At 38.7% G+C, this 25,140-nt stretch carries 22 protein-coding genes; 6 read left to right on the forward strand and 16 right to left on the reverse strand.

From position 1 onward, the window contains the following. Position 1: 1 nt before the first annotated feature. The 7 genes from MKX30_RS07085 to MKX30_RS07115 all read right to left on the reverse strand — a co-directional run bounded on the left by MKX30_RS07085 (position 2) and on the right by MKX30_RS07115 (position 7,822). Entirely contained in the window at positions 2-1,396 is a 1,395-nt protein-coding gene (locus tag MKX30_RS07085; protein WP_341062658.1) for a TldD/PmbA family protein, read from the reverse strand. 385 nt (positions 1,397-1,781) lie between these two features. Beyond that, positions 1,782-2,087, reverse strand: a complete 306-nt coding sequence (locus tag MKX30_RS07090; RefSeq protein ID WP_226002022.1) for a hypothetical protein — start codon at positions 2,085-2,087, stop codon at positions 1,782-1,784. Between the two features lie 308 nt (positions 2,088-2,395). After that, positions 2,396-5,026 carry a DEAD/DEAH box helicase gene (locus MKX30_RS07095; protein ID WP_340959184.1) on the reverse strand — a complete coding sequence of 877 codons (2,631 nt, stop codon included), beginning with the start codon at positions 5,024-5,026 and terminating at the stop codon, positions 2,396-2,398. 2 nt (positions 5,027-5,028) lie between these two features. Then, a complete protein-coding gene (locus MKX30_RS07100) occupies positions 5,029-5,997 on the reverse strand; it encodes a HamA C-terminal domain-containing protein (RefSeq protein ID WP_226002024.1) in 969 nt (322 codons plus the stop codon). Between the two features lie 726 nt (positions 5,998-6,723). Further along, the gene (locus MKX30_RS07105) at positions 6,724-7,002 is read right to left on the reverse strand and encodes a hypothetical protein (RefSeq protein ID WP_220030008.1); all 279 of its coding nucleotides are present in this window, start codon (positions 7,000-7,002) and stop codon (positions 6,724-6,726) included. 4 nt (positions 7,003-7,006) lie between these two features. Next, positions 7,007-7,240: a helix-turn-helix transcriptional regulator gene (locus MKX30_RS07110; RefSeq protein ID WP_152380531.1), complete on the reverse strand. Its 234-nt coding sequence runs from the start codon at positions 7,238-7,240 to the stop codon at positions 7,007-7,009. Between the two features lie 405 nt (positions 7,241-7,645). Continuing rightward, positions 7,646-7,822, reverse strand: coding sequence for a hypothetical protein (locus MKX30_RS07115; protein WP_341062660.1), 177 nt, complete (start codon positions 7,820-7,822; stop codon positions 7,646-7,648). Positions 7,823-8,090: 268 nt separating this feature from the next. On the opposite strand from MKX30_RS07115, the gene MKX30_RS07120 reads away from it, so the two are divergent. The 3 genes from MKX30_RS07120 to MKX30_RS07130 all read left to right on the forward strand — a co-directional run bounded on the left by MKX30_RS07120 (position 8,091) and on the right by MKX30_RS07130 (position 12,188). Next, the gene (locus MKX30_RS07120; protein ID WP_341062662.1) at positions 8,091-11,018 is read left to right on the forward strand and encodes a contractile injection system protein, VgrG/Pvc8 family; all 2,928 of its coding nucleotides are present in this window, start codon (positions 8,091-8,093) and stop codon (positions 11,016-11,018) included. A 5-nt stretch (positions 11,019-11,023) separates the two neighbouring features. Further along, the gene (locus MKX30_RS07125; RefSeq protein ID WP_028542224.1) at positions 11,024-11,548 is read left to right on the forward strand and encodes a hypothetical protein; all 525 of its coding nucleotides are present in this window, start codon (positions 11,024-11,026) and stop codon (positions 11,546-11,548) included. Positions 11,549-11,828: 280 nt separating this feature from the next. Next, positions 11,829-12,188, forward strand: coding sequence for a putative zinc-binding protein (locus MKX30_RS07130; RefSeq protein WP_053325909.1), 360 nt, complete (start codon positions 11,829-11,831; stop codon positions 12,186-12,188). Between the two features lie 320 nt (positions 12,189-12,508). Here MKX30_RS07130 and MKX30_RS07135 read toward each other — a convergent pair whose 3' ends face one another. Further along, positions 12,509-12,739: a restriction endonuclease gene (locus MKX30_RS07135; RefSeq protein WP_081327490.1), complete on the reverse strand. Its 231-nt coding sequence runs from the start codon at positions 12,737-12,739 to the stop codon at positions 12,509-12,511. A gap of 69 nt (positions 12,740-12,808) precedes the next feature. Here MKX30_RS07135 and MKX30_RS07140 point away from each other — a divergent pair, with 69 nt between their 5' ends. Beyond that, positions 12,809-14,236 (forward strand): pyridoxal phosphate-dependent decarboxylase family protein, encoded by a 1,428-nt coding sequence (locus MKX30_RS07140; protein WP_341062663.1) that lies wholly within the window; start codon positions 12,809-12,811, stop codon positions 14,234-14,236. Positions 14,237-14,624: 388 nt separating this feature from the next. Here MKX30_RS07140 and MKX30_RS07145 read toward each other — a convergent pair whose 3' ends face one another. From MKX30_RS07145 to MKX30_RS07170, 6 genes are all read right to left on the reverse strand, one after another. Continuing rightward, the gene (locus MKX30_RS07145; protein ID WP_254664485.1) at positions 14,625-15,146 is read right to left on the reverse strand and encodes a M23 family metallopeptidase; all 522 of its coding nucleotides are present in this window, start codon (positions 15,144-15,146) and stop codon (positions 14,625-14,627) included. 411 nt (positions 15,147-15,557) lie between these two features. Continuing rightward, positions 15,558-16,682 (reverse strand): serine hydrolase, encoded by a 1,125-nt coding sequence (locus MKX30_RS07150; protein ID WP_069080740.1) that lies wholly within the window; start codon positions 16,680-16,682, stop codon positions 15,558-15,560. 10 nt (positions 16,683-16,692) lie between these two features. Then, a complete protein-coding gene (locus tag MKX30_RS07155; protein ID WP_341062664.1) occupies positions 16,693-17,850 on the reverse strand; it encodes a DCC1-like thiol-disulfide oxidoreductase family protein in 1,158 nt (385 codons plus the stop codon). 406 nt (positions 17,851-18,256) lie between these two features. Then, a complete protein-coding gene (locus MKX30_RS07160; RefSeq protein ID WP_069080742.1) occupies positions 18,257-18,781 on the reverse strand; it encodes a VOC family protein in 525 nt (174 codons plus the stop codon). Between the two features lie 51 nt (positions 18,782-18,832). Next, entirely contained in the window at positions 18,833-19,459 is a 627-nt protein-coding gene (locus MKX30_RS07165) for a type 1 glutamine amidotransferase family protein (protein ID WP_053325912.1), read from the reverse strand. A gap of 113 nt (positions 19,460-19,572) precedes the next feature. Beyond that, positions 19,573-20,535, reverse strand: coding sequence for a helix-turn-helix transcriptional regulator (locus tag MKX30_RS07170; RefSeq protein WP_069080743.1), 963 nt, complete (start codon positions 20,533-20,535; stop codon positions 19,573-19,575). A 158-nt stretch (positions 20,536-20,693) separates the two neighbouring features. Here MKX30_RS07170 and MKX30_RS07175 point away from each other — a divergent pair, with 158 nt between their 5' ends. Continuing rightward, entirely contained in the window at positions 20,694-21,668 is a 975-nt protein-coding gene (locus MKX30_RS07175; RefSeq protein WP_193217066.1) for a CdiA family toxin C-terminal domain-containing protein, read from the forward strand. Between the two features lie 12 nt (positions 21,669-21,680). After that, positions 21,681-22,064, forward strand: a complete 384-nt coding sequence (gene cdiI / locus MKX30_RS07180; RefSeq protein WP_049828469.1) for a ribonuclease toxin immunity protein CdiI — start codon at positions 21,681-21,683, stop codon at positions 22,062-22,064. A gap of 1,246 nt (positions 22,065-23,310) precedes the next feature. On the opposite strand, the gene MKX30_RS07185 is transcribed toward cdiI, so the two are convergent. After that, complete coding sequence (locus MKX30_RS07185) at positions 23,311-24,192, reverse strand: carbohydrate ABC transporter permease (protein ID WP_013311404.1); 882 nt, start codon at positions 24,190-24,192, stop codon at positions 23,311-23,313. Between the two features lie 55 nt (positions 24,193-24,247). Next, positions 24,248-25,129 (reverse strand): carbohydrate ABC transporter permease, encoded by an 882-nt coding sequence (locus tag MKX30_RS07190; RefSeq protein ID WP_341062665.1) that lies wholly within the window; start codon positions 25,127-25,129, stop codon positions 24,248-24,250. Between the last annotated feature and the right edge of the window lie 11 nt (positions 25,130-25,140).

Consider the following 25,140-nt stretch of genomic DNA (forward strand, 5'->3'; position numbering starts at 1 on the left):
CCTATTCCCCCTTCCGTCCGCCGACGGTCATCTCGGACACGCGAATTGTCGGCTGTCCGCAGTTGACCGGAAGACTTCCGCTGACCGAGCCGCACATCCCCTGACCATGATCCAGATTGTTGCCGACCATATCAATATTTTGTAGGGTTTCAATCCCTTTGCCGATTAGCGTTGCGCCTTTGACCGGCTCGGCAATTTTGCCGTTGCGAATCATGTATGCCTCTTCGACTGCAAAATTAAACTCGCTCGTCGAAGTATTCACCGAACCCCCGCCCAGCGATTTGGCATAGATTCCGTACTCCGTATTTGCAATGATTTCTTCACGGGTCGAATCCCCGTTCGCAATAAACGTATTGTTCATACGGGACGCAGGCGCGAATTTATAGGACTGTCTTCGTCCTGACCCTGTCGCAGGTACACCCATCTGGCGCGAGCCCATGCGGTCGATCAGATATCCTTTTAGAATACCGTTCTCGATCAGTACGTTACGCTGTGTCGGCGCTCCTTCATCATCGATATTGAGCGAGCCCCACGCGTTCGGAATCGTTCCATCATCTATAGCCGTGACGAGCGGTGAAGCTACCTGCTGCCCGATCTTATTCGCAAACACGGAGGTTCCATGGGCCACCGCCGTAGATTCCAGCCCGTGTCCACATGCCTCGTGAAAAAGAACGCCGCCGAAGCCGTTCTCAATCACGACGGGCAGTCTGCCGCTAGGCGCATATCCCGCTTTGACCATCGTGGTCGCAATACGAGCGGCGTGTCTGGCATTTTCTTCGATATTCAGATTCTCAAGGAATTCAGTCCCTGCATACGCTCCCGGCCCACGGAACCCAGATTGTCTATGCTCCCCATCAGTCGCGATCGCGCTTATTCTCATTCGTGTATACGTACGGGTATCCTCCACCAGCAGTCCGTTGCTATTGGCGATTAATACGTTCTGGATCGAATTGCTAATCCCAACAGAGGTTTGCGTGATGGAAGGATCGTATTGGCTTGCCGCCTCATGCGCCCGTCTCATCATGTCGATCTTGGCGCGTTTCTGTGAACCGTCAGGAATGATCGCAATCGGATGTTGGTTAGGAATCGCGTGGGGATGGAGTGTAATGGTGTGTGTACCTGGTGCTCCACCTCCGCGAATAGCCTTGGCAGCCGATTTGGCCAGCCTGATGAGGCTCTGTTCGCTCATATCACTGGTATAGGCATACACCGAGAAATGCTCCTTCATGATCCGAATGCCAATCCCAAAATCCCGGCCTGACAGCGCCGTATCCACGACTCCCCCGGTCATGCCCAGTTGTCCATTGGTTCGGTCCTCGACGAACACCTCTGCAAAATCTCCGCCCGTCTCCAGCGCGGCTTGCAGCATATCCTGAATCTGTGTTGGATGTATCATCACGTTCCTCCTCGTTTTTGCCATGTTTCATATTGTACGGTTATTCGTTCAAGATAATATGCGGGTTCATGTTTATTTCCCATAACTTTACTATACATGATGTTGGGAGTGGGTGTAACTATCTGGGTGGCAGTGTTGGGAGGAGGAGTGAAGATTTATGGGTGGGGATAGAGGGATTGAAATGAGAAAACCCGATTAGACCGTGAAGGGTCATGTCGGTTTGGCTTTTTAAAGAGGTTTTACGTGCAACTAAGGACGCTACGTGGACGGATCATTCTTCCTATCGCTGTTGCCCCCATATTTTTTTGATTATATTTTAACAGTAAAAATCCGGGTTCAAAGGCGAACGCTCCGCTTCTTCAGAACGATTCCGTCCCCTCCGCTGCTATGCTTGGGTTTGCTTCATTTTGTTTGCCAAAATACTTTTTTTCAAACGGACCTTAAACAGTTCTCTTCGTAAATCTAGTTCCATGATATGAAGATGGTCTGCTGCTTCTTTGACCGTCTCCATGTGCAGTACGCTTGCCTTTTGAGAAATAATAGCTAGCGCATCCCAAATGAGCTTTGTGCATGTTTTAAGTCTCTCTATGTGTTCATCTTCTTGCTGTACCAAACTTTCGTATTCTTCAGCTGTATTTTTAGACGGGTTTGTAAGCTCCTCTCCCTTTTGTTGTTTCGGTTGAGTATCCAAAGTGATCATCTCCTTTTTACTCAAAGTGTAGCAAAGGATGATAACGGATGTGGTACGTGGATACGTAGCACTGAAATGATCATACTTGGGTCAGTATCTTTGACTTATTTCTTCTGGGTTTTCAGCTGGTTTAGTCCCCCAATTTCACGTTAAAATTCCTGCCCCAGACTTCACAATCACTAATGTCAGTGAAGAAATCAGCGGAAGGCGATCCTACTTCAAGAAAAAACTAGGCAGAAGCCTTGTATCACAAGAATTTTTAGAGTTTTCATTCAGGATTGTACATTACTCATAAAACGTCTTAAGCTCTAATTAGAGATTTTATATCCTAGATTTATAAGATGCTTAAGATATAAATGAGGTAATACAAACTTGGCATTGACTTGTATCCAATTATCTAAACTACCTGTATAACTTTGAGGTATTCTTTTAACTAACGCAAGAGCCACTGTCCTAGTAATTCCTTTTGAAATGAGCTCTAATCCTCTAGGGTTATCCGTCCCCATTTCTATCATATTACATAGATTGAGGATATATTTATGTGTTTCTATATCCTCTTCACTCATAAAATGTTTTAGAATATCTGACCACAGCTTAAAGTACTTTACCATCAGGAATCTAACATTTTTGTTAATACTCTTAGTTACTCTCCTTACAGCTGAATCCACTCTATTTACCACATCTTCTTCAGGAACTCCTTCAAGTTCTCTTTCAATCAATACTTTATACGATGAACCCCTTATCCAAGGAACTGTATCTCTAACTATTTGCCTAATAGTATAAGTCGAGTAATTGCTATTATTATTAGCTTCAGAAACTATATCAAAAATATTATTCAATGCTTCAGCGACATGTTCAAATTGTCCATAAAAGTTTCTTTCTTCAAAAGCCACTTCTCTTTGTTCTTGTGCACTTGTGATATCCTTTGTATTAAAAGGTAAGGCAGTAATTAACCATTTATTTAATCCATTTTGTGCAATATCTCTAAAAAACTTATCTTGTAAAAGAGGGTCAACTAAGGGATTTAGAGTAAGTAATTCTTTAGGTATAATTATTGATGCTTCATTTTGTTTCAGTTGTGAAATGATAACCTTTGAATCAGCTTCATCTACTTTCCTGGTAGTTAAGTATTCTTGTAGTTCATTTTTATCTTGAATAAGTTTGTGTCGAAGTATGCTAATGGTGTATGCGATTCCTTCATTAGCTTTTATATATTTGGGATCCATCATTAATGCAATTTTTAAGTCATCTAAATTTTCAGTCAAAGCTTTACCAGTTGCTGAAATTATTTCTTTAGAAAAATCATTAGTAAGTTTTTCTTTGGCCCATGGTTCTTCATCTAATTCAATACAATAAATTGAACCATATAAATGCTCGGACATTCTTCCTGCTCTACCTATTAGATTACCAAAATCAAAATCACTTAGGTCACTATTCGCTGTCTTTGGTTTAATAAGGAATATCTTTTTTGCAGGTAAATTAACTCCTTCTAGTAAAGTAGATGTACATACCAAATTTAGTATATCACTACTATTTGAATAAATATCCTCTATCTCAGTCCTAGCTATGTCAGGAAGACCAGAGTGATGGAAAGCGACACCTTTCTTAAGACACCTAATCAACGAATATTTTTCATGCACTTCCTCTGAAAGATAAGCTATTAATTCATTAATACGTTCATCTAATATTTCCTTAACGACATTTTTTCCGTTTTCCGAAATTTTTATCGCCCAATTTTCGGCAGTATCTGTACGATGTGAGTAAATTATATTCTTGCTGTCATTTCCGAATATGTTAACTATGTGTGCTAGTGCTTCACCTGGGTTATTTTTAATCTTAGAGAATAAACTAGACATAGTTTTAACATTCAAGTCAATTATTCGTCCAGAAGGACTTACTATACTTGCTTTCAATGCCTTTTTATTTTGTTTAGATGCACTGATAACTGTCTTAAGCTGGAATACAGGTGACAAAGTGGTCATCTGTGGAGTAACACTTTCTACTTTTAGTTCTAATAATAAGTTTTCAGATCGTTCCAAATAAGGGCCTGCGGTTACTAGCTTTGCATTTGGCCATCGAGTGTATAATTCTTTTAGGATATATTCAAGTAAAATCCCTCTTGAGCCTTTTTCAACATTTTGGATTTCATCAATAAAAATCACATCAATTTCTGTACTTGATGCAGAATTTGAACTTAGCTCAAGTAGTTTTAAACATCTCTCTGGTGTAACTACTATTATTTCTTTTTTTGAAATCTCGTTATCATCATTCCCAAATCCAGTTCTAACAACTATTCCTTCATCCTTAAGATTTCTTTTGAAACTTGCGCTAACTTGATATATTAGAGCTCTAGAAGGTACTATATATACTGCTCTAAATGATTTTGATATGTGGCTTTTATTAATTATATAATTTTGAATAATATAAGATTTTCCTGAAGAAGTTGGTGCAGATATTGAAATGTTATTTTTTTCATTATGCAGGGCCTCCCACAATCTTTTTTGGAATCTCGTAGTAACAAATCCATGGTCAGCGATGTTTATTATTGAATTGTATCTTTGCAATCCCACCTCAAAATCTAAAAGTGTACTAAATGAATTCGAGAAGTTATCTTCATCAAATAATCCTGCCAAATGCTTGCCTAAAGGTATATTACCTGTTCTTGATTGTGTCAAATAGCAATTTCGTAGAAAGAGATCATCATTATTTTGCAGATAACAAAGTGTTGAGAAATTAAGAGCTTTTTGTTGATGTGATTCTTCAGAACTTAAAGAAAGTATTGAACACAACCAATTGGCTTTTCTAAGCTTTTCTTGGGGAATCTCAATTAGTGACTCCGGAATATTATTATCCAAAAAAAATTGATTTTGAATAAGAATATCAAGAGTTTCGTCCAAAGTAAGATGATTAAAAGCAGAATTAAAGGTATTACTGTTCATCCTTAATCCCTCCCACTTTTTTCTTTAGTCTTTGCAGTTGGGTTTTGAGGGATATAGGCAACTCCGTGAATAGCCTGGTACATAGTATGTCTAAGTTGCTTGACACTTGTTGTAGGTAAGAAGAAAAATTCAAGAAATACTGTCTTTACTTTTGAATGATTCAGAATTTTCGATTGGATATTCCGCATTAATTCTGGAATTCTTTTTCTCATTCTGTCACTTAAGCGAGACTCCCCATCTAAATTACCAGAGCAAGCAACTTCAATATCACCGATATAGCTATCTTCATAAATAATAAGTATGGGATGGACTAAGTTATTGTTTTTATACGTTTCTGTTTTTGGAGTAAAGCTATCGTATAAATAATCCAGTTGTTCTGGTGTTAAGTCCTGTCTAAGTATCTGGCTTGCAATAATCAATTCGTGTTGGAATTGAGAAGTGGTTTCTAAATTGGAATGAAATCTTTCAATTGAACCAAGTGCGTGTGTTATTGCAGTTGTAGCTTCAATTTCAATCTTTGATTCACCAATAAAAAGAGAATTAATACCGTTGTATTCCCCAAAAAATATCCCATCACCACCTTTTACTTGATCACGTGTGTTTGTTAATAGAGTCATTTTATGCGCAACCATGGGAGCTTGTAAAACCGATTCAGTCAACATATATAGCAATAACTCTCCATACTTTCCGTCATTTTCAGGATTCGTATCACCAAAATAACTCATTGCACGTCTATAGACATCTATTCCATCAGTCTCAAAGCGTCTGATCTCTTCAGGCGGAAATACAAATTGTTTAATATGATCAATAATACCATCAATAAAGCCCATAATTTGGTATTGAGTTCCGCTAAATTTCAAGCTATAACTTCTCACATTAATTTTTGCATCTGTGTGTAGCTCATGACTGTTAAGATATGATTTAATCCAATTATCAGAGATTCTGGTACACTCAGCCCAATTTAGGTTCATCAAATCACCTCTAGTTTTTGTTATAAATTCGACCAGTAATACATTGTGTTCCCAATAGGACTGAAATTTTTAATAGTCTGAAAACTTCTCCTATAGTCACAGAGACAAGTAAGATACCGAAAAAATATTTCCAGTGCAAACCTATATATTAAAGCAAATAGCAAGGTCACCTATAATAAATAGCCTCTCAATACATAAGCAACTTGTCTGCTTTTCTGCATAATATTTTCTTGCCAACTGTTTTTACCTCAATGGAATGCTTCAGCTTATATAAAAGGACTATATACCCAAGCCCAAGGAAATGCCTCAGCCCATTATTCTACTAAATCCTGTATAAATCTTCTTTATTTCTTACACTATAGCATATTCATGGGGATATATGGAACCAAAAAAAAGCCCTTGAATAATACCAAGGACCTAATTTGAAGCATATGGAATTCTTTTGAAATTTTAATTTAATCCCGACTAATGAGGCTTACTTAAAAAGTTCTATACCACCACAGTAGACGCCATTCGTAAATGGACGGGTCGTGAGGGATGTTCCTCCAGCTTTCTGTCTAGAAGAGTGTGGACGATCCAGGTAAGCTGGTTAGCATCGCGAAGTCTCTATACTTCGCAGCTCACACGAGTATTCATGCCCGAAGAGGCTCCATATCAATCGCTCTTACAACCTAAATAAAAACATCTTTAACCACGCAGTATAGTGAAGAGCTGTAATTCTTTGAGTCAAGATAATTTCCTTCTCTCAATAAGCAAAAGAGCAATATACACGACTAATACGCCAGCGAAAAGATAATCATAGTACATTTTGTATGTATTTAAGTCAAATTTATAGTATCCAGAGATAAGGCTCCCCGTAGTATAGCCCATAAATAATAAAGAAAATGCATAATTTAAGGGTCTACTAATAATGTGCTTCCACCGTTCATCTTTTCCTTCTCTAAGCAAAAAAATAAAATTTATTAGTACCCCTACCAAAATAATAACACTTATTAAAATACTCATTGTATTATTCCTCCTCGTTTTCTTCATAGGCTGCAAAATGAAATACTTCAGTAATTTCTTTTTTAAATACATATGCTATAGCAAATGCAAGCTCAAGCGAAGGAACAAACTTATTGTTCTCAATTGCGGCAATCGTTTGTCTAGTTACACCTAGTTCTTTGGCTAGGTCTGTTTGGGTCCATCTCCGTTCAGCACGAAGTAAATAAACTTGGTTGCTGATATCGCCAAATGCAAACATGAATTCTCCCCCTTTCAATATTTATAGTATTATATGAATAACAAATTGTAAAGTGTACATAACATTTAGAACAGTTAATAAAACAAATTGTAATTAAAATCATACAAAAAACCTCCTATCAAAGGAGGTTCGAAAATTTATCTTCATTATTAATCGGAAGAAGCATTCTCCCTATAGTTCAATTCCTCCAACTTCTTATATGTCTTATGTATTTAATCCCGCATTCAATCCTAATGCTATTTTTAGAATGTAGGAACATATTCAAATTACCCTCAATCCCTCGTGCATTACTGCCTTCTTATCTCGATATATTACTACCACGCACTCCACGTGTGTCGAGACAGCGGAAGGGATATATTCCTTTTTATTATATATATTACCTATCATATCAAAAGCCACTCCTTCTCACAACACCCTCATTTTCCAGATGATACCTGTTTTCCCTTCACTTCTATCGATCCCACTAGTTCCATATGAGCCTGTATTTAATTTACCCGAATCCTTAATCACAATTAAATTAGCCCCGTTCCTAACTTTGGAAGGCAATTGCTCAAAATTACTGTCAGCTTTCTCTCTTCCCATGTCTCTCCCTTCCAATAATACACATTGAAAATCCCCCAATGAATGGGTCATTCTGTAAACTAAATCTCTCTTTTAACCGATAAATACATATGCTGGGTTGTTTATTAAATATCACCTCTAAACCTTTATAGCGCACAAACCTTGTAATACATATCTATCTTGACTGACAGTTGTACTCATCTGCGTATTCTTTAATCAGAAGCAATTTCAAGATGACGTGCTTTACTTGGAAATACCCATCGCATCTAGAAAGGAGTCTTGAACTCACTTGAGCGTATTATCAGATGGGATCGGATATGAAAGCCTACGCTTTTATGGTCCCTTTCAGCCACTACACATTGAACTACTTCAAATAACACGTGCCATCAACGATCATGCCTATTTACACATCAGTGGCATGCTCTCCGAAGAACAGGGAGCGGCTTGTATTGGTCAAAATATGGAGCAAGAGCCGATTGTGATTCGTCAGTTGAATGATCAGGGACAATCGCTGAGAAGGCTGTTCCATGGGATTGTTACACGTATGTCCGTACACTGCGTACGAGGCGTGTATACGTTTGAATTGGAGGCCGCTTCTCATTCATATCAGATGGATATTAAACGTAAAAGACGCTCCTATCAAGATATTCACCGTACCTATGATGATCTGGTCACTGCGCTGGTTCGAAAATATCAATACGGAGATGCCATTGATACGGTAAGCAACCATGCCAAACTGGAGACATTTGTTTTACAATATGAGGAGACGGATTGGGCGTTTTTAAAACGCCTCGCTTCTCGCTTTGGTTCCGTACTTGTGCCAGAGGTAACCGCAGCCTCGCCCAAGGTTTTCTTCGGGATGCCCGAAGGCAAGCAGCATAAGGTGGAGCGAGATGTATTTTATCGAGTTCGGAAAACGTTTCATGAGTTGGATGCGGAAAAGCCCGGAAAACGTGCTAGCTCGTATGTCACCTATATGATCGAAAGTCTGCAATACTATGCGCTGGGCGACCTCATCACGTTACCCATTGGACAAGGCAAAGAACTGGTCGTGGTTCGGGCAGTGACCACATTAACGGATGGCTTACTGCGTACCCGCTATGACCTTCAAGCCGAGCAGGATATCCACTATGCCCGGTATGAAAACGATCAGGCCACCGGGATTTCGCTGACAGGGACGGTGCTGAAGGTACAACAGGATTTTGTACAGCTTCAACTGGACATTGACCCGAAGCAAGATCCTGCCAAAGCGTACTGGTTTCCCGTAGCCACCCGTTATGTCGCTGAAGAACATAGTGGCTGGTACGATATGCCTGAGATCGGGGAAAAGGTGGAATTGTATCTGCCTACACATCGCGAACAGGATGCCTATGTCACGGATTCACTGCGACAACAACGCCACACAAATGGTCAGCCGAATGTGAAGGTATGGCAACATGTGCAAGGTAGCGGCGTAGAAATGTCTGAGCATGAGCTGACTCTATCCACCTCCGGTGAATTTTCCATTACACTGCATGAAAGTAGCGGCATTACCATCGACAGTCCGGGGAATGTGCAGATTCAGGGTGGTCACGTGAAGCTCGATGCTGGGCAGGAACTTTCGCTCGAAGCTGGAACGGCGCTGTATCTAAAAGGCGGGTCCAGCAGCATGGTACTGGATGGTGAGACGGATACCAAAGCTCCGGTGATTTATCAGGAAGGTACGGTGAAAGCACCTGTTTTCGTAGCCGACCTCCCTCCTGTGCCTGAGCCACCATTGATGAGCATCAAAGCATACGAGGCGGCGCAAGCTCCATCAGCTACTAAGACATCAAGCAGCACTCCTACCGCCAAAGTGACAAGTCCGGCTGCACTTCAACAGGCAAACTCTTTGTTGGGTACAGTATCCAAGCTATTAGGCTCCATTCCAGTGATGGGAAAAGTGGCTGGCGTTGTTGCAGGAGCTTTAGGTGGGCCTGCGGCGGGTGTCATTCTGAAAGCAACCGCAATGATCCCCGTTCGGAGCAAAGGGACTCCTACGATTGGAGGCGGAAAGGGGAACGGTATTCATCCGTTGAAACACTTGGCTGGTCTAGCACTCCAAGGATTGATTAACCAGTATGAACATGATCAAGCGAGACAAGCCTACTATAGCAAGTGGATTCTTGGGAAAGTGTTTACGAGTGCACGTCATATAGCGCATTCCGGTGGCCCACTGGAACTGGTTCAAAACCTGCTGAAAGAGTCTAATGCCATGGTTCATGCGTATCAGCAGATTCCTGTAGATCTGAGACAACGCTGGAGAGCCAATTATGACAGCTACATGGCAGCTGAAAAAGCCAAAGTATCCTATAATTTTGATGAGTATGATAAAGAATTTATGGGTACTATGTGGGTCCTCAGTAAAAATGGAGTTACCGATCAGAAAGCAGCCCAAGCCACTCTGGCCTATAACGAAGCTATCAAAAATGGAGAAATCAAATTACATCGCGAACCAGAAAATGTGGATATTTTCGTAGAACAGATTAAAGCAGCTAAAGAAGGAAAGAACTATTGGACAGGCGAAGAAATACCAAAATGGCAGGCAAATGCAATTATAATCAGTAGCGTATTTTCTGAATTTCAGATGGTAGGAAGTTTATACGGTGCTAAATTTGGTAGGAATATAAAGATACCTTCTAAATCAATTAAAGCTCCAGTATCTATCGTTGAAGAACCAGGAATCGTAAAGCCTCCGCCTTCTAAACCTATTGAACCACCCAAAACTGAAGGAACGATTAATGGTAAACCTAAGTTACCTTCTGATAAAAAATTACTTGATGCTGTTACTGATTGGTCAAGCATGCAAAAAAAGCTTGCTCCTTCAAAAAGGAAAATGGATAATTTCAATACAGCTGCTGTAGCTTATGACGCAAAAACAGGGAAGTATTATTATGGAATGAATAAAGGTATACAACTTAGTGGAGATAAAAAGAATACAGTGTTATTTGGAAGCAAAGACAAAGCAGGATTATTGCCAAAAGATTCTCTTAATGAATATGCAGTGGGAAATTGCGCAGAAGTAGATGCAGTGAATCAAGCGCTAAATCAAAAGGCTAATGTGAATGATTTATATATATATACTATTAAAACAACTCCACACGAATTTGGAGCAGCAAAAATAGCTTGCGAAAACTGCACATTTACTTTTAAAGGAAATGTTGCTGACGCACTCACCGGATGGTATAAAGGAGACTAACGATTATGAACATGGAAAAATTTAAACATACTTCAATGAGGGGTAGAGTTGCATATGGTGTTAGCTGTTTTGAGAACGCTATTATAGCCTTGAAATATGATGTTAATGATTGGAAGATCGTTTTGAATTATTTATGGGAATTCACTAATATACAATACTTGGATGATTGGAATGATATAGTCGTTGAATTAATTCCTGAGAATTTAACAGAATTCAAAACATACGAAGAGGAAGAGTTTGAGAAGTTGAGTAAAGATGAATTCATATATTTGTATAGCTTATATCAAAATATTGATGGATCAGTCGACGCCTTACTGCGAGGTATTTATGACCTTGGTATCAGTCATGCGTACACTGTAATCGAAGGATACGGCGAAAGCAGTTTGAAATCTTTGGAGAAAATTGTAAAGCTCATGATAGATTACAATTTTCCATTGCCAAGTATCGAACCATTTCTAAAATTTTCTATAGAAGAAAATAAAGGATGGGGTGACAAGTTTGATGGCACAAAATTATCTAAAATTCTTTAACATAGAAATTGATTAGTTTAAGTGTACCTAAACAGTAAAATTCCAGAAGCTTATTCCAACTTAAATCTATGAGTAGGGATAAGCTTTTTTTTCTAAAGATCTAGCTGAATTGTATACACACAGTTAGCCCTATATCAGATTCCACAAAAATAATGTCGTGATCACGATCACGGTTTAGACTGTAAATTTAAGTTAAAATACAAACAATTTTAAATTTATTTCAGCTGAAACCAAAGATACCGTGACCGATCACAAAGAAAAAACAAGGAAGTGTACAAAGATGAAAAGAACTGATTTACCTCTTGTTTATTCATGTTCTGGATGTTCCTCCGCAGCACAAACCGCTAACATGATCGCTATACAAATGGATCGAGAAAAAGTCGCTGAAATGTCCTGCATAGCTGGTGTTGGTGGTGATGTCAAACCACTTGTCAGAACAGCAAAATCGGGACGTGACATCATTGCAATTGACGGCTGTCCCTTGTCCTGTTGCAAGAGTTGCTTAGCAAGGCATGATGTTCAACCCAAACACCATTTCCTGCTGTCTGACTTTGACGTACCCAAGATAATAGGAGAAGATCCTAACCCCGATCATTATAGGAATGCTTACACACAAATCTTAGAACAAATTGGACAATAATTCTTAGTCAAAATTAAGGTGTGTATCGAAAGATGGCTCACCCATTTTTTTATTCCTTTGAGGTGTTGGTACAATATACAGTAAAAGTATAGTTGGCTCTTATTAACAATATAAGTAAATTAGTTTTTACTGGTGGCTCCTATCGCATCTTTAAGGGGCACCAGTATTTTTTTACTCCCAGTTTAATGCAGAGTCATTTTTTAAATTTTTAAGTAGCTCATTTGCAACATCTGGCAAAGCGTTTTCGAACACTTTTCTTACAAGTACTATACATTTATTCTCTTTTTTTAATTATTTTCAGATAACTGAGGTTCCCCCTCCTATATTACAAGCTCCCCCGCTCCTTGCTGCCTTGTAAAATTACTCGTCGTTACCATCCAAGCAACACAGCAACTATGTACCTGCTTACTAGCCTTGAGTTGGAGTAGTATACCATTCTCAACATCACATTTCCAGCATTTGCACTGAACGGCGATTTTATAGCTCTCTTTGCCTTTGAGAATTACTTTGCGTAATAGCGAAGAGCCTAAAAATAAACGTAATGATGAAATTGGTGAATATCACAATATGACAACAGATGTTATATTATACTTGATTGAAGTTAAGCAAAGGAGATGCTTATGATGAATCAAGAACCAAATCAGCAATTAGGTGAGATTATTGAACAGTTCATACATTCATATATTGCAGAAAATAACAATATTCGATCCCGAAAAGTAGTCAACACTGCAGATGGGGATACAATAGCTCATTTAAGGGGAATTGGTTTTCCGAAAAAAGGAAGACCGATACAAGAGGTCGTCGATGAAATGAGGAAAAACGTCTATCCTCACCAAACCTTCATGCAACACCCTCGCTTTTTCGCATTGGTTCCTGGTCCAATGTCTCTTTACTCGTGGTTAGGAGATATCATGACCAGCGCTTATAATACCCATGCCGGAAGCTGGATGCTGAGTTCGAGCGCAAGCCTTTTAGAGGGGGAAGTGATCCGGTGGATGTGTGACCAAGCAGGATATCCCAATACTGCTGGAGGCTTATTTCTGTCGGGCGGATCGCTGTCGAATTTGACCGCTTTAGCGGCTGCACGCAATGCAAGGTTATCCGAGCAGGAATATGCCATTGGAACTGCTTATGTTTCAGATCAAACTCATTCATCGGTCGCCAAAGGGTTACGCATCCTCGGATTCCGTGGTGATCAAATCAGAAAGATTCCAAGTGATAAAAATTTTCGTATGGATGTTTCAGCCTTAGAAAAAAAAGTAATGGATGATCAGGCGGCTGGCATGAAGCCTTTTGCGATCATTGCCACGGCAGGCACAACCAATACGGGAAGCATCGACCCGTTAAACGAAATTGCTGACCTATGTGAAAAACATAACATTTGGTTACACGTGGATGGAGCTTACGGTGCATCGATTTTGGCTTCTTCGAAATATAAGCCCCTTTTGAGCGGTATATCGCGTTCAGATAGCATTACCTGGGATGCACATAAATGGTTAATGCAGACATATTCCTGTAGCGTAGTTTTAGCCAAAGAAAATCAACAGCTCAGAAACTGCTTCAGCACACATCCAGAATATTTGAAAGATGCCGAGACTAATGAAGAATATATTAATTATTGGGATCTGGGCCCTGAATTAACGCGGCCTGCTCGAAGTTTGAAACTATGGGTGACACTACAGGCTTTAGGAACTAATGCTGTCGGTGAAGCCATAGAGCATGGAGTTCAACTCGCAGAATGGGCTGACGATGAAATCAAAAAACATAATGATTGGCAAATTGTATCCCCCGCACAGTTAGCGATTGTTAATTTTCGATATGCGCCAACTGGATTATCTGAGCAAGAATTAGATTCACTCAATAAAAAGATCTCCCAAGAAATGATGACAAACGGATACGCCTCTGTGCTTACGACACAACTTAATGGAAAAACTGTTCTCCGAATCTGTGCAATTCACCCAGACACTACGGAACATGAGATAAGGAATACAATTCAGCTTTTATCGAATATAGCACGCTCATTGAATGAGACAAAAGCCTTTTTGTGATGAAAAATTGTGAAATGAAATGCTATGCTTTCTGTAAATGAATAAAAATGCTCAACATCACACAAATAAGAGGGGCTCGCGGCCCCTCTTTACTGTTTCCTAAACATCTTCCAAATTATTTGCCATTGTGCAATGCAGTAACAATGAACAGCACTCAATCCTGAAACGTTTTTTGGATGCAGAAATATATTCAAGTTGCTCTTAAACTCTCGTACATCAATGCTTTTCATATCGCTATATTACTACCCCGCATTCCACATGTGTCGAGACGATGGTAAGGATATACCTTCTCGCTTAAGTTGAAAATACTTGCTTTGAAGAACAATACACCATACTAAAAATCTGGTAAACAAATTCTCAAACCGACTTTCTAGGTAGGTATACATTTTTAACGAAAAATAAGTGTTTGATTAAATAGCAAATCATTTCTCTTTAAGTAATTACCATTAAAAGTAATAGGAACCGAGGTTCCATTGAAGTAATCTCTCTTATTATCATGTTTTATAGCATGAACATGAAGATGCGGCTCACTACTGTAACCTGAGTTCCCTACTTTCGCAATTTCTTGTCCAACCTTGACAAAATCATTTTTCTTAACTAATAGACTATTTTTCTTCAAGTGTAACAACAGAATATTATATCCTTGGTGTTTGATGATAATCATATTTGTAGTACTACGGCCCAGGGAGTTTGGGACATTATCTTCTACTCCATCCACAACTTCGATAATTCTACCCTCAACCGGACTATATACTGAATCATTATAAATGGGATAGGATTTTAAAGATTCAGGATTATCAAATATCCCTTTTCTTGAACCTAACGGGGTGAGCTTAGTTATATCCACCGCATATTTCAGAGTACGATGCGAAAAGTGATAGTTCATAGATGAACTCATTCCACCATTCACTACCTCGTAAGCCCCTCCTTTCAAAGGGAACGCTAAATCGACTGCATCTTCGTGTTTAGGAGTGGATGTAATGTATGAAATACTAAATAAAATACATATAAAAACTTGATATATTGCTAATAAACCATAAAGAGAAAGGAATATTCGTGTTCTTCTATTTAAGCCATTAAATTTAAAAGAGCGTAAAGTAATCATTTGACGGAATAAGGAACATCCAAACAATACGATGCAAACCGGTCGTAAATAATAGCTAATTTCTGTCCAATCATTTATGAATAAAATCATGAACGTATATGCACTTGTAAACAAAGTGTGTATATACCACGAAATACGATTTTTAAATGGAAAGTAAGCCATGATCCAGTAAAGTATAAGCGGAATCAGCAGCTTTTTTACAAAATAAAAAAACATTCAATTTCTTCCCTTGTCATATGATAATTTGCTTCTTACCTCTTCTTGAAATGCAGTATCCGTTAATAATTTGTAAAAAAACAAATCCAGCTTCTGCTTGAGCCAAATATGATCCACCCCAGAATCATCTTGAATAAACATGGCTAGTTGAATGTCATTTCCTTCCCGATCCGTACAATATAAAGCCTCTGTTAGAACAGAAATGGTAGATCCACCTTTGTTTCCAAACTCTATTAACTTGGAGTTATCCACTTGTCGCTGAATTAGCATCTTTAGATATGGATTTATAGTAGAAGGAACCAACTCCCCCTTGTGTATAAGCTTCATGAGGTAAGCATACTCTTTAGTCGTTGAACGAGGAAGCTTGCGCGATTCCAGCACTTGAAGCTTTCGTACATAATTCTGCCTGGTGTTCCATTTCTGAATACATTCTATCCCCTGATCACGATTTAAAATCTGATGAATTTCAATAGCTTTTTTCATATATTCCTCGTAACTCATCTCACTTATCTTTTGTATCGACTCTTTAAAACCTATGTTTTCGGTCTCTTGGATATAAGGAGACATGAATCCCGCAGATGAAAAAGGAAAGATTTTATCATGGGAAGAAAGTGAGAGCTTCATAATATTCTCATTTATCTTATCCAAACCCATTTTCGCCATCAGAAATTCTGTATTGGCATTGGAACTATATGCTAACATGCCGTGAGTAATATCCAATAACGTAATTTTCCCTTGAACCTCTTTATGGTTTGCGCGAATGGATTTGATCCAGTTATGATGAGCGTTACCATCGGAACCAGGGATATAAAATTTATTTAATTCCTCTAAAGGAACAAGTTCCTGCTCGTCTAATATTTTCGCTGCAACTTGGCGAGCAAATTCGATAGCAATGATCACTTTGGCCGTGCTGGCAAGCGGCATTTTAACTTCTGAGTTATAGCTGATTTTCTCCATACCATTTTTGATCATAAACAAAGATGCTTTACTCGGATTTTCCTTCAAAAAACTTAGAACATCCATTTCTGTTTTCTTATTATTTTGGCGCTTCGCAATGAACAAAAACAGGATACATATGAACACAAATATTAAAATTATAGCTACTAACGATAAAATTATTTTCATACTTTGCTCCTTAATGGACACGCTTAGGCTGAAGTTCACATAAGTCGTCACAGTTCCCCACGGGAATCACTTTTCTTTTAGAAGCTATATAATCATACAAATAACCACCAATACCCATTTTTTTGAAAATAATTATAAAGGGAACCGCCCACCAAAGATACGGTATTCTTGTACAAATTTGTGCAATAGAGTCAATTCCACGTTGTATTTTACTGGAATCATTCATTGAGAAACTATGCATTCGCCTTTCTAATTCATTAACATCTAATTTGTATGCTTGAACCAATGAAGAATTCCGAAAACTAACAAGCCGTAGCATTCTAAAATAATCTAGCTTGTACAAATTGTCTTTTATATTTGTACAGACAGGACACCAACCATCATAGAAAACCAGAATTTGTTTGTGTTGAAAACTTACATATCCTAATTTTCTTGTTTTTCTTCGAATTGTAATTGATATTTTCCGGAAGCTGATCTTTATAAAATGGTATAACTTTTTATATTCTCGATCCGTAAACAACAATAATTCCATAACAATCATAATTAGTGAAAACGTCAGTAAGCCCATGCCTATACCGATTCCTGCATGAAACAATATCATAGCAATAACTACAAACGGTTTAAGGCTTTTATTAATTACAGCAAAAGGAAAAGCTATTTTAACAATTATAGATAAATAAGTGAATAAAATGGTGAGTCCAACATAATGGTTAACCATATAATCCAAAATAGGTCTGCTAAACTCTCTCACCTGAGAGATATAATAAAGTGCCGTTCCGTTTTGCCACATTTCTCCCATAAGCTGATACATTCCTGAGAAGAAATAAACAATACACAGTTGTATAATACAAAAAAGTACTGCAAAATTGTGAATTATTATGGATAACTTATAAATCAAAGACTGCTTCGAGCCTTTTCCATGTAAGCTATTCAATTTAGAATCAAAAGAGAAATATGCAGTATTATTGGCGAATAGGAGAAAAAACATATTTACTATCAGTAAATTGTCTCCTCCGTCACTTATATGAAAAGAACGAACATACAGTGAATAAAAAAATAGATAGGTCAGAATTGAAAAAAGGCGGCCTTTGTATCCAATTAAATAAAAAATAGTAACCACAATTCCTAAATGATAGATAAAGTCAAAAAATAAAGCTGATGAATTCAAATTATAATGTTTCCTGCCAAATTGGCTAGATGGTTTCAAGAAGAATTACGCCAGCAATTTTGTAAACAACATGATTTAAACATAGCAGAATGTCTACAAGCTCCATCAAACTCTATGCCTTAAATATTTCATGTCTACATTTTTCAATTGATTAAAAACAAAAACCCGCTCAATGAGCGGGTTTTTGTATAGAGGCGGGGGGGGAGTCGAACCCCTATTCCAAACTTTTTCAGCTATGCATTAATTGTTATTATTATTGCTCTTCAAACCTTATAGGACCTCTCTCCATTTATCAACTAGACCCTCATTGAAGGCAAAATACCAATACTTCCTATATTCAATCTTTCCTTAACATCATTTTAGCAGATAGTCACTTTAATACACTTTACCAAAAAAGTGATTGCATTTATTCTCCACTAAAGCTTTTGGCCCATTCAGCAACCCTACGACTACTTTCTTCTTCTGACAAATCCTCGATTCTGGTCATAATAGACCATCTTACTCCGCAAGGATCCAATATACTTCCGAATCGATCACCTGAAACAAAGTTTGTAACTGGTTCCCTTACTTTCGCTCCTCTTGCTACCGCATTTTCAATGACCTGATCAGCATTCATGACGTAAATTCCGAAAGAATAACACGCATTCTCTTCATCTGGCGGCAAGACCAATTGATATGCCGGATTCGCTGCTCCCAGCTGCAAAAAACCATTTCCAAAATCTAATTCAGCATGAACAATTATTTTATTGCCATTCTCATCAGGATATTCAGTAATATCCTTAACCCTTGCATTGAAAACCGTTTTATAGAACTCTATTGCTTCCGAAGGATTCTTCACGGTAATAAAAGGGGTAATAGATGTAAAGCCGTTGGGCATCCCCTTCTTTGTATATTTACCTGACACTCCCATATATTCTCTGCTTTCAGTCATTTTGACTCCTCCTTTAAATGATCGTAACAGTTCAATTTAATGCTCATATCTTTATTGGATTGAATTCATCAACTCATAGTAATATTTGGATTCACGAGTTTTGTTAAGACTATACCAGGCTTCTAATGTTTTTGAAGAAAACACACCCAGAGCTTTTAAGACATGTACAGAAAACTCCAACGGAGCTGTTCCAGATGCAGTGATCAGTTTTCCATCCGTTACAGCAGACTCCACTTTGTAATAATTTTCGCCCGTGTAGTTGGGACAGATCATTTTAAGGTATTCCAGATCATTGCTTGTATGCCAACGTGAATTCAGCAATCCTGCCTGGGCAAGTCCCATGGTAGCACCACAAATCGCTGCAACCCATATCCCTTCCTCTAAACACCTCTCAGCGATTTTTAAGATGGGTTGGTGAATGGTTTCTGTCCATGTATCTCCACCGGGTAAAATCAATGTATCTGTGCTTTCAATGCTGCACTCATCCAGTGTGATGTCAGGCAGGATTTTCAATCCGCCCATTGTAGTTACAGGGGTCTTTTCCATTCCCACGGTAACTATTTTTGATGGGACCAGCCCCTTTTTATAATATCTCCCCGAGTTCAGTTCGGCAGTTAAATAACCTATCTCCCAATCTGCCATGGTGTCAAACACATAAAGATATACTGTATTATTCATTTGCAAATTCTCCTTATTTTATAATTCATCGAGTGATACCAATCATCCTCCGGTAATCAATGATTATCATCATTATAAAGAAGCTTCACTGACATCTGCTGTCAGTGAAGCTATTAACGTTGATAATATTCCATTAACTCCGACGCAACAGCAACAAGTTTTTCCTTCAAACTCTGTGGTTCGATGACTTGAATGGATTTCCCGTAGGGTAGGAGTAAATAAGGGACATATGTATGAAGAGATTTTTCCTCAAGCAAAAAGATGGCTTGATTGGATGTCCGCTCTTTCAGATGATGCCCCAAAAACCAATGCAGACATAAGTCATCCAATGCCTCTGACCTGCCTCCGATAGTTAAAGAAATTAACCCGTCCTTACCCACTAAATCAGGTAATAGATTTTCCATAAAAAATTCACGGGCTGAAAAAGCTTCGGAAAGCTTAAATATGATTGGAGTACGCTTGATTTGTAGAATCCGATCTGCCCGAAAGCTACGGATCTCATTTCTTAGGTGACAAAATGCAACAGTATACCATTTATTGTTCCAGTAGACCATTCCATAGGGGTCTATCACCCTATTCTTAGGTTGTTCTTCATGGCTTGTGCGATAATCCATTTCTACAGAGAATTGGTTGGCTACAGCCTGCTCCAATTCTGCCAATATCGGCTGAAGAGAAGGATCTCCCATGCGGTTAATAACTTCAAATCCGGCTAAATGACGGCTAAGTATACTTTCCTGCTCTTGATTCGAATACATTTTCAATTTTGATGTCGCATTGTCTAATGCCTCACTCAAAGGGTATCCAGCTTCTTTTGCAAAAATAGCAGCATGAAGTAGTGCTTTTTTTTCTTCAATATCAAATAGTAAAGGTGCTCTGATAAAATTATTCAGCAGGCTATACCCGCCATTATGCCCCGCGTCAGATATTATAGGCACTCCACTGGCACTTAGTGCATCAATATAACGATAAACTGTCCTTATATTTATTTCTAACTTTTCGGATATTTGTTTTGCAGTCATTTTTACGCCCGAATTCAGCATCCATAGAATGGCCAGCATATTATCGTTTTTTGGCATAACATAAACCCTCATCTTTCATTTAAGCTCAATCTTTTATAAATATCTTTTGATACTCCCTCTTACCATCTATTATATGCTTTTTTCGTACTCGTGACGGTAAACTGGATCGCCAATACTATAGTGAATGGAAACATAATTATCCCGGCGATTTCTTCATGCTAACTAGGAAGCAAGGAGTATCTGAAGAAGAGAAGAAATGGATGTTCTATGCTATTATCACAGAAAACCCTCTTATGTTTGGTGGTCGAGGGGGGATTGACCATACTAAAGAATTAAAAGGGATACTTTCAAAACTGGGTAGAGGAAAAGGGTTCTTTAATATTTCTTCTGGAGTAAGTGCAAAAGTAAGAGTCCAGGAATTATTAGCGAGACAACAAATAGAAGCTAGAGAAAACATAGCTAACCCAAAAAATAACCAAACTCTTGAAACCAAAGGCTACAAACCACAACCAAATGAAAGGTTAACAACGAAAAACCAATATAAACAGCAGGATCAACAGGCAAGGAAAACGCTACGAGAGACTGCCTCCAAGGCAACTAGAGAAGAAAATAGTAAAATTCAAAAGAAGGTCATATATAATGTAGCTAAGAGTACAAATACAAGAAAATCCTCAAATATAAAAGAATATTTAAAAAAGGAAAAAGAAATTGTTAAATCATCAATAACAGCAACTCCCGAGTTGGAGACTCATATAAAACATAGAGAGTTTGTGGATAAGAACGGAAAAGAGCACCCAAACAAAAAAGGAATCGTTGGTGCACACAATAGTGAGGAGTTTTATGAAAATGATGTAAAAGTAGTAAACGAGTATAAAGTTTATGACGTGAATGGTAATGAAGTAAGGGGAGTTAAACAAGTAGAGTATAGCATGCCTGAATTAGATCCTAAAACAAGACAACCGACTGGTACTTATAACAAGAAGGTGCTAAAGAAAACTATTTATGATCCTAATGTTATATCTGATAAAAAATATATTGAGAGAGGTATCGAAGCTGCGAACAATGCTTTAACAAAGGAGACGTCAGGAACTTTACCTCGTGTTTGGATGGGAGTAGATTCAAAAGGAGTATCATGGGTCGGATATTATGAAGATGGAAGAATAACATCGTTATTCCCAACCACACCTTAGGAGGAATGAAAAATGAAAAATATTTTAAATTCTGAAGATTTGATTAGTATTGAACACTTGCCATTGGAAGGGCTGGTGAATTTTTGCTACTTATCAAATTCATTTAAAGATGCAATGAAGTATTTAAGTAGGGAAGTAGGTTTTGGGACAGATTTCGGCGGTTTTACCTTTTGGAGTGATCTTGATGAAAGTGATAAAAGTTTATATCATGAAGAGTTCAAAGGTATTGAAATCGAGTACGGAGATGATTCGATAATTATTGCTTATGAAAATCTATATTATTATTTTAAATTAGCAGCAAAGAGATACATTGAAAAAAATCCGCAAGATGAGCAAGAAATCGAAAAGTATCTTAAAGAAATGAGAAGTAACCTAAATGTAGAGCAGGAAAATTGATTTATAAATTTTATAAGAATTAACTATCAGTATGTATATTGTATAACACCATATGTATAAAGATTTCTCCATTTTGATAGTACGTACAATTTATACCCCAAATAACGCAATAGCATTACATTGAACAGGTCGACTATGGTCAGATACCACCATGATTGACCTGTTTTATGTTATATTCGTTTTTTTCACAGTTTTTCAAAATCCTTCAAACTGTAGAGTATACCTCCCCGATAGGGAGAGTGAAAGGATAATACTGCAACATCCAAGCAATATAGGCCAAAAACTATAGTGCAAGGATTAGAATAGTTCCGCAACAATCAGAACAGCATCCGTATTAGACTTTACTGCTAAGTGCATATTTGCTTGAGTATAATATATAAAACTTATTCCAATAGAGTTAGGGTTGGAGTTATCTAAACGTATAGAGAGATAGCAACTTTCCCTGATAATATGCTACAACCATAATTTTAAGGAGGATATTTAATGTTTGAAGAAAAAGTAAGAGCAATCTTGGGTGCACGGGCATTACTTGATGATAACGATCCAAGAATAGAATAAAAATGGGATGAATTAATTAATTTACTCAGTGAAGATGAAAACTCAACTTTGAATTTCTTGCAGATATGCAATAAAACAGAGATTTCATTTTTAGGTGGGTTTTCGAAGAAGTGGCGTACAATTTACAGAGCAAAAAGTATATCGACATATTATATTCTTTAGATAAGAGATATCCAGACTTAGATTTAATAAGACATATTCACACCGCTGAGAGCTACATGGATTATCGATTTGAAGCTCACAGTATCGATTATATCAATATTTAATAATTTACAAATTTTACTGTATAATACCTATTCCAACTATCCCTTCGCTTTTTACGCGTACGACAGCAAAATATATCACTTAAATAGTGGAAAGTAGTTACATAGAATAGGTCAGTTATGGTGAGAACCATCCATAATTGACCTTTTTCTCCACAACACCGTTACATTTAAAATAGATAACCCCCATTAGAATGGATATAGTAAAAGCTAGCCACCCTAAAAAAATTATTTTAGTGAAGTTCTTGTTCTCCCAAGCAAATAGTCCAAAATTTAATTTCACACAAAAGAACAATGGCTCGCAATCATCTTCAACTCAAACTAGACTCGCATAAAAAAGCACCTCCTAGCATTCATCGGACAAACCAAGAGGTTTGTTCCAATGTCTACACTAGGGGGCACTCTTCTAATCTGGGGAATTTGTTTTATCCCTTAACCGACCCGGCCGCAATCCCTTCCACAATCCGGTCACTCATGATGAGAAACACGAGCAAAATGGGCAAAATGCTGATCATCAACGTAGCTCCGATAGCTCCCCAGTCGGTCGTATATTGTCCAATAAAGTTTTGGACGCCTACAGTCAGTGTTTTGTTTTCGTCCGAGCTGATGAACGTATTGACGAAAATAAACTCATTCCAGTTATAGATCATGTTAATAATAGATGTCGTTGCCATGACGGGGGTTGTCATGGGCAGCACGATTCGGAAGAACATCCGGTTGACGGAGCAGCCGTCCATAACGGCCGCTTCTTCCACTTCACGGGGCAAAGCGTAATAGAAGCCCAGCAAGATCATCATCGTTGTCGGTAGATTAAAAGCAACATACGACAGGATGATGGAGAGTGAAGTGTCTGTTAAATGCAGTTTGAGAAACATACTGAACAGCGGGATCAAGGTGGAATGGACTGGAATCATCAGTCCGACCATAAAGAGTCCGAGAACCAACTGACTTCCTTTCCACCGCATACGCGTAATGGCAAACGTTACAAAGCTGGCTAGCAGCACCGTCAGCGCCACGGATATGACCGTAATCCACACACTATTGAAGAAATACCGCCCGATATTGCCGCTGGTCCACACATTCATATAGTTCTCCCAATGCGGCTGGGACGGTAGTGCAAACGGCGGAAGGTTAAACACTTCCTGATTATTTTTAAGCGAGAACAGCATCAGCCACACCAGCGGTAAAAGCTGCGTCACCGCCAAGATGATTAAAATGATATACAAAGCGGCATAACCGACCCGAGTTAACATTTTGCCGCGGGTAGCGACTCCAAGCGGATAGTTGGCGGCTGCCTGGGTTTTCATATCCGTTCCTCCCTCTTCCTGTCCTTTGTTACCCTCATCTATTAGCAAGACTGCATTATGAATACTGGATGGTGTCACTAGTAGCCGTAACCTTGCGGATCAGCCACGTAGCGATTAGACAGATGAGCAGCAGGGCAAAGGCTGTAGCACTGCCGTATCCAAAATCAAAGCTGCGGAATGCCTGATGGTACATGTAAGAGGCCATCACTTCACTGGCTCCATTCGGTCCACCATCCGTCATGACGTAGATGAGGTCAAAATATTTGAGCGAACCGACAATGGACAATATGATCGTAACGTTAATCACCTCGCGCAGCAGGGGCAATTTGATACGAGTCGCAATCTGCCAGGCACTGGCCCCGTCGATCCGGGCAGCCTCCATCAGCGTTTCGGGAATGTTTTTCAGCCCGGCATAGTAGATCAGGATATAAAAGCCTGCATATTGCCAAATAATCGGGATAAACAAGGCAATCAACACCAGAGACGGATTAGCTAACCATTCAGGTGGGTTGTGAACGCCGACCGACACCAGTAAGGAATTGAGCACTCCGTTCGTTGGATGATATATTTTAAGCCATAGCTGTGCGATCGCTACAGAAGACAGCAGCATGGGAATCAGATAAATTTTCCGCAGCAGATTCGCTCCCTTGATTTTTCCTGACAAAATCATCGCAATGACCAGGTAACCGATCAGACTGATGCCTGAAAACAAGGCCAGCAGCAGCGAATGCCATGCACTTTGCCAGAACGCTTTGTCTGTGAACAGATGTTGATAATTGTCCAGCCCCACAAAAGTCATAGAGCCGATTCCATTCCACTGATTCAGGCCGTAATAGCCGGTCAGTACGATGGGTACATATATTACGGCGAATAACAGCAGCAGAGAAGGCAATACATATAGAGCAATAACAAGCTTATTCGACATGACCTTTTCCACGGTCGGACCTC

Source organism: Paenibacillus sp. FSL P2-0173 (assembly GCF_038008045.1).
In the GTDB taxonomy this organism is placed as follows: Bacteria; Bacillota; Bacilli; order Paenibacillales; family Paenibacillaceae; genus Paenibacillus; species Paenibacillus polymyxa_B.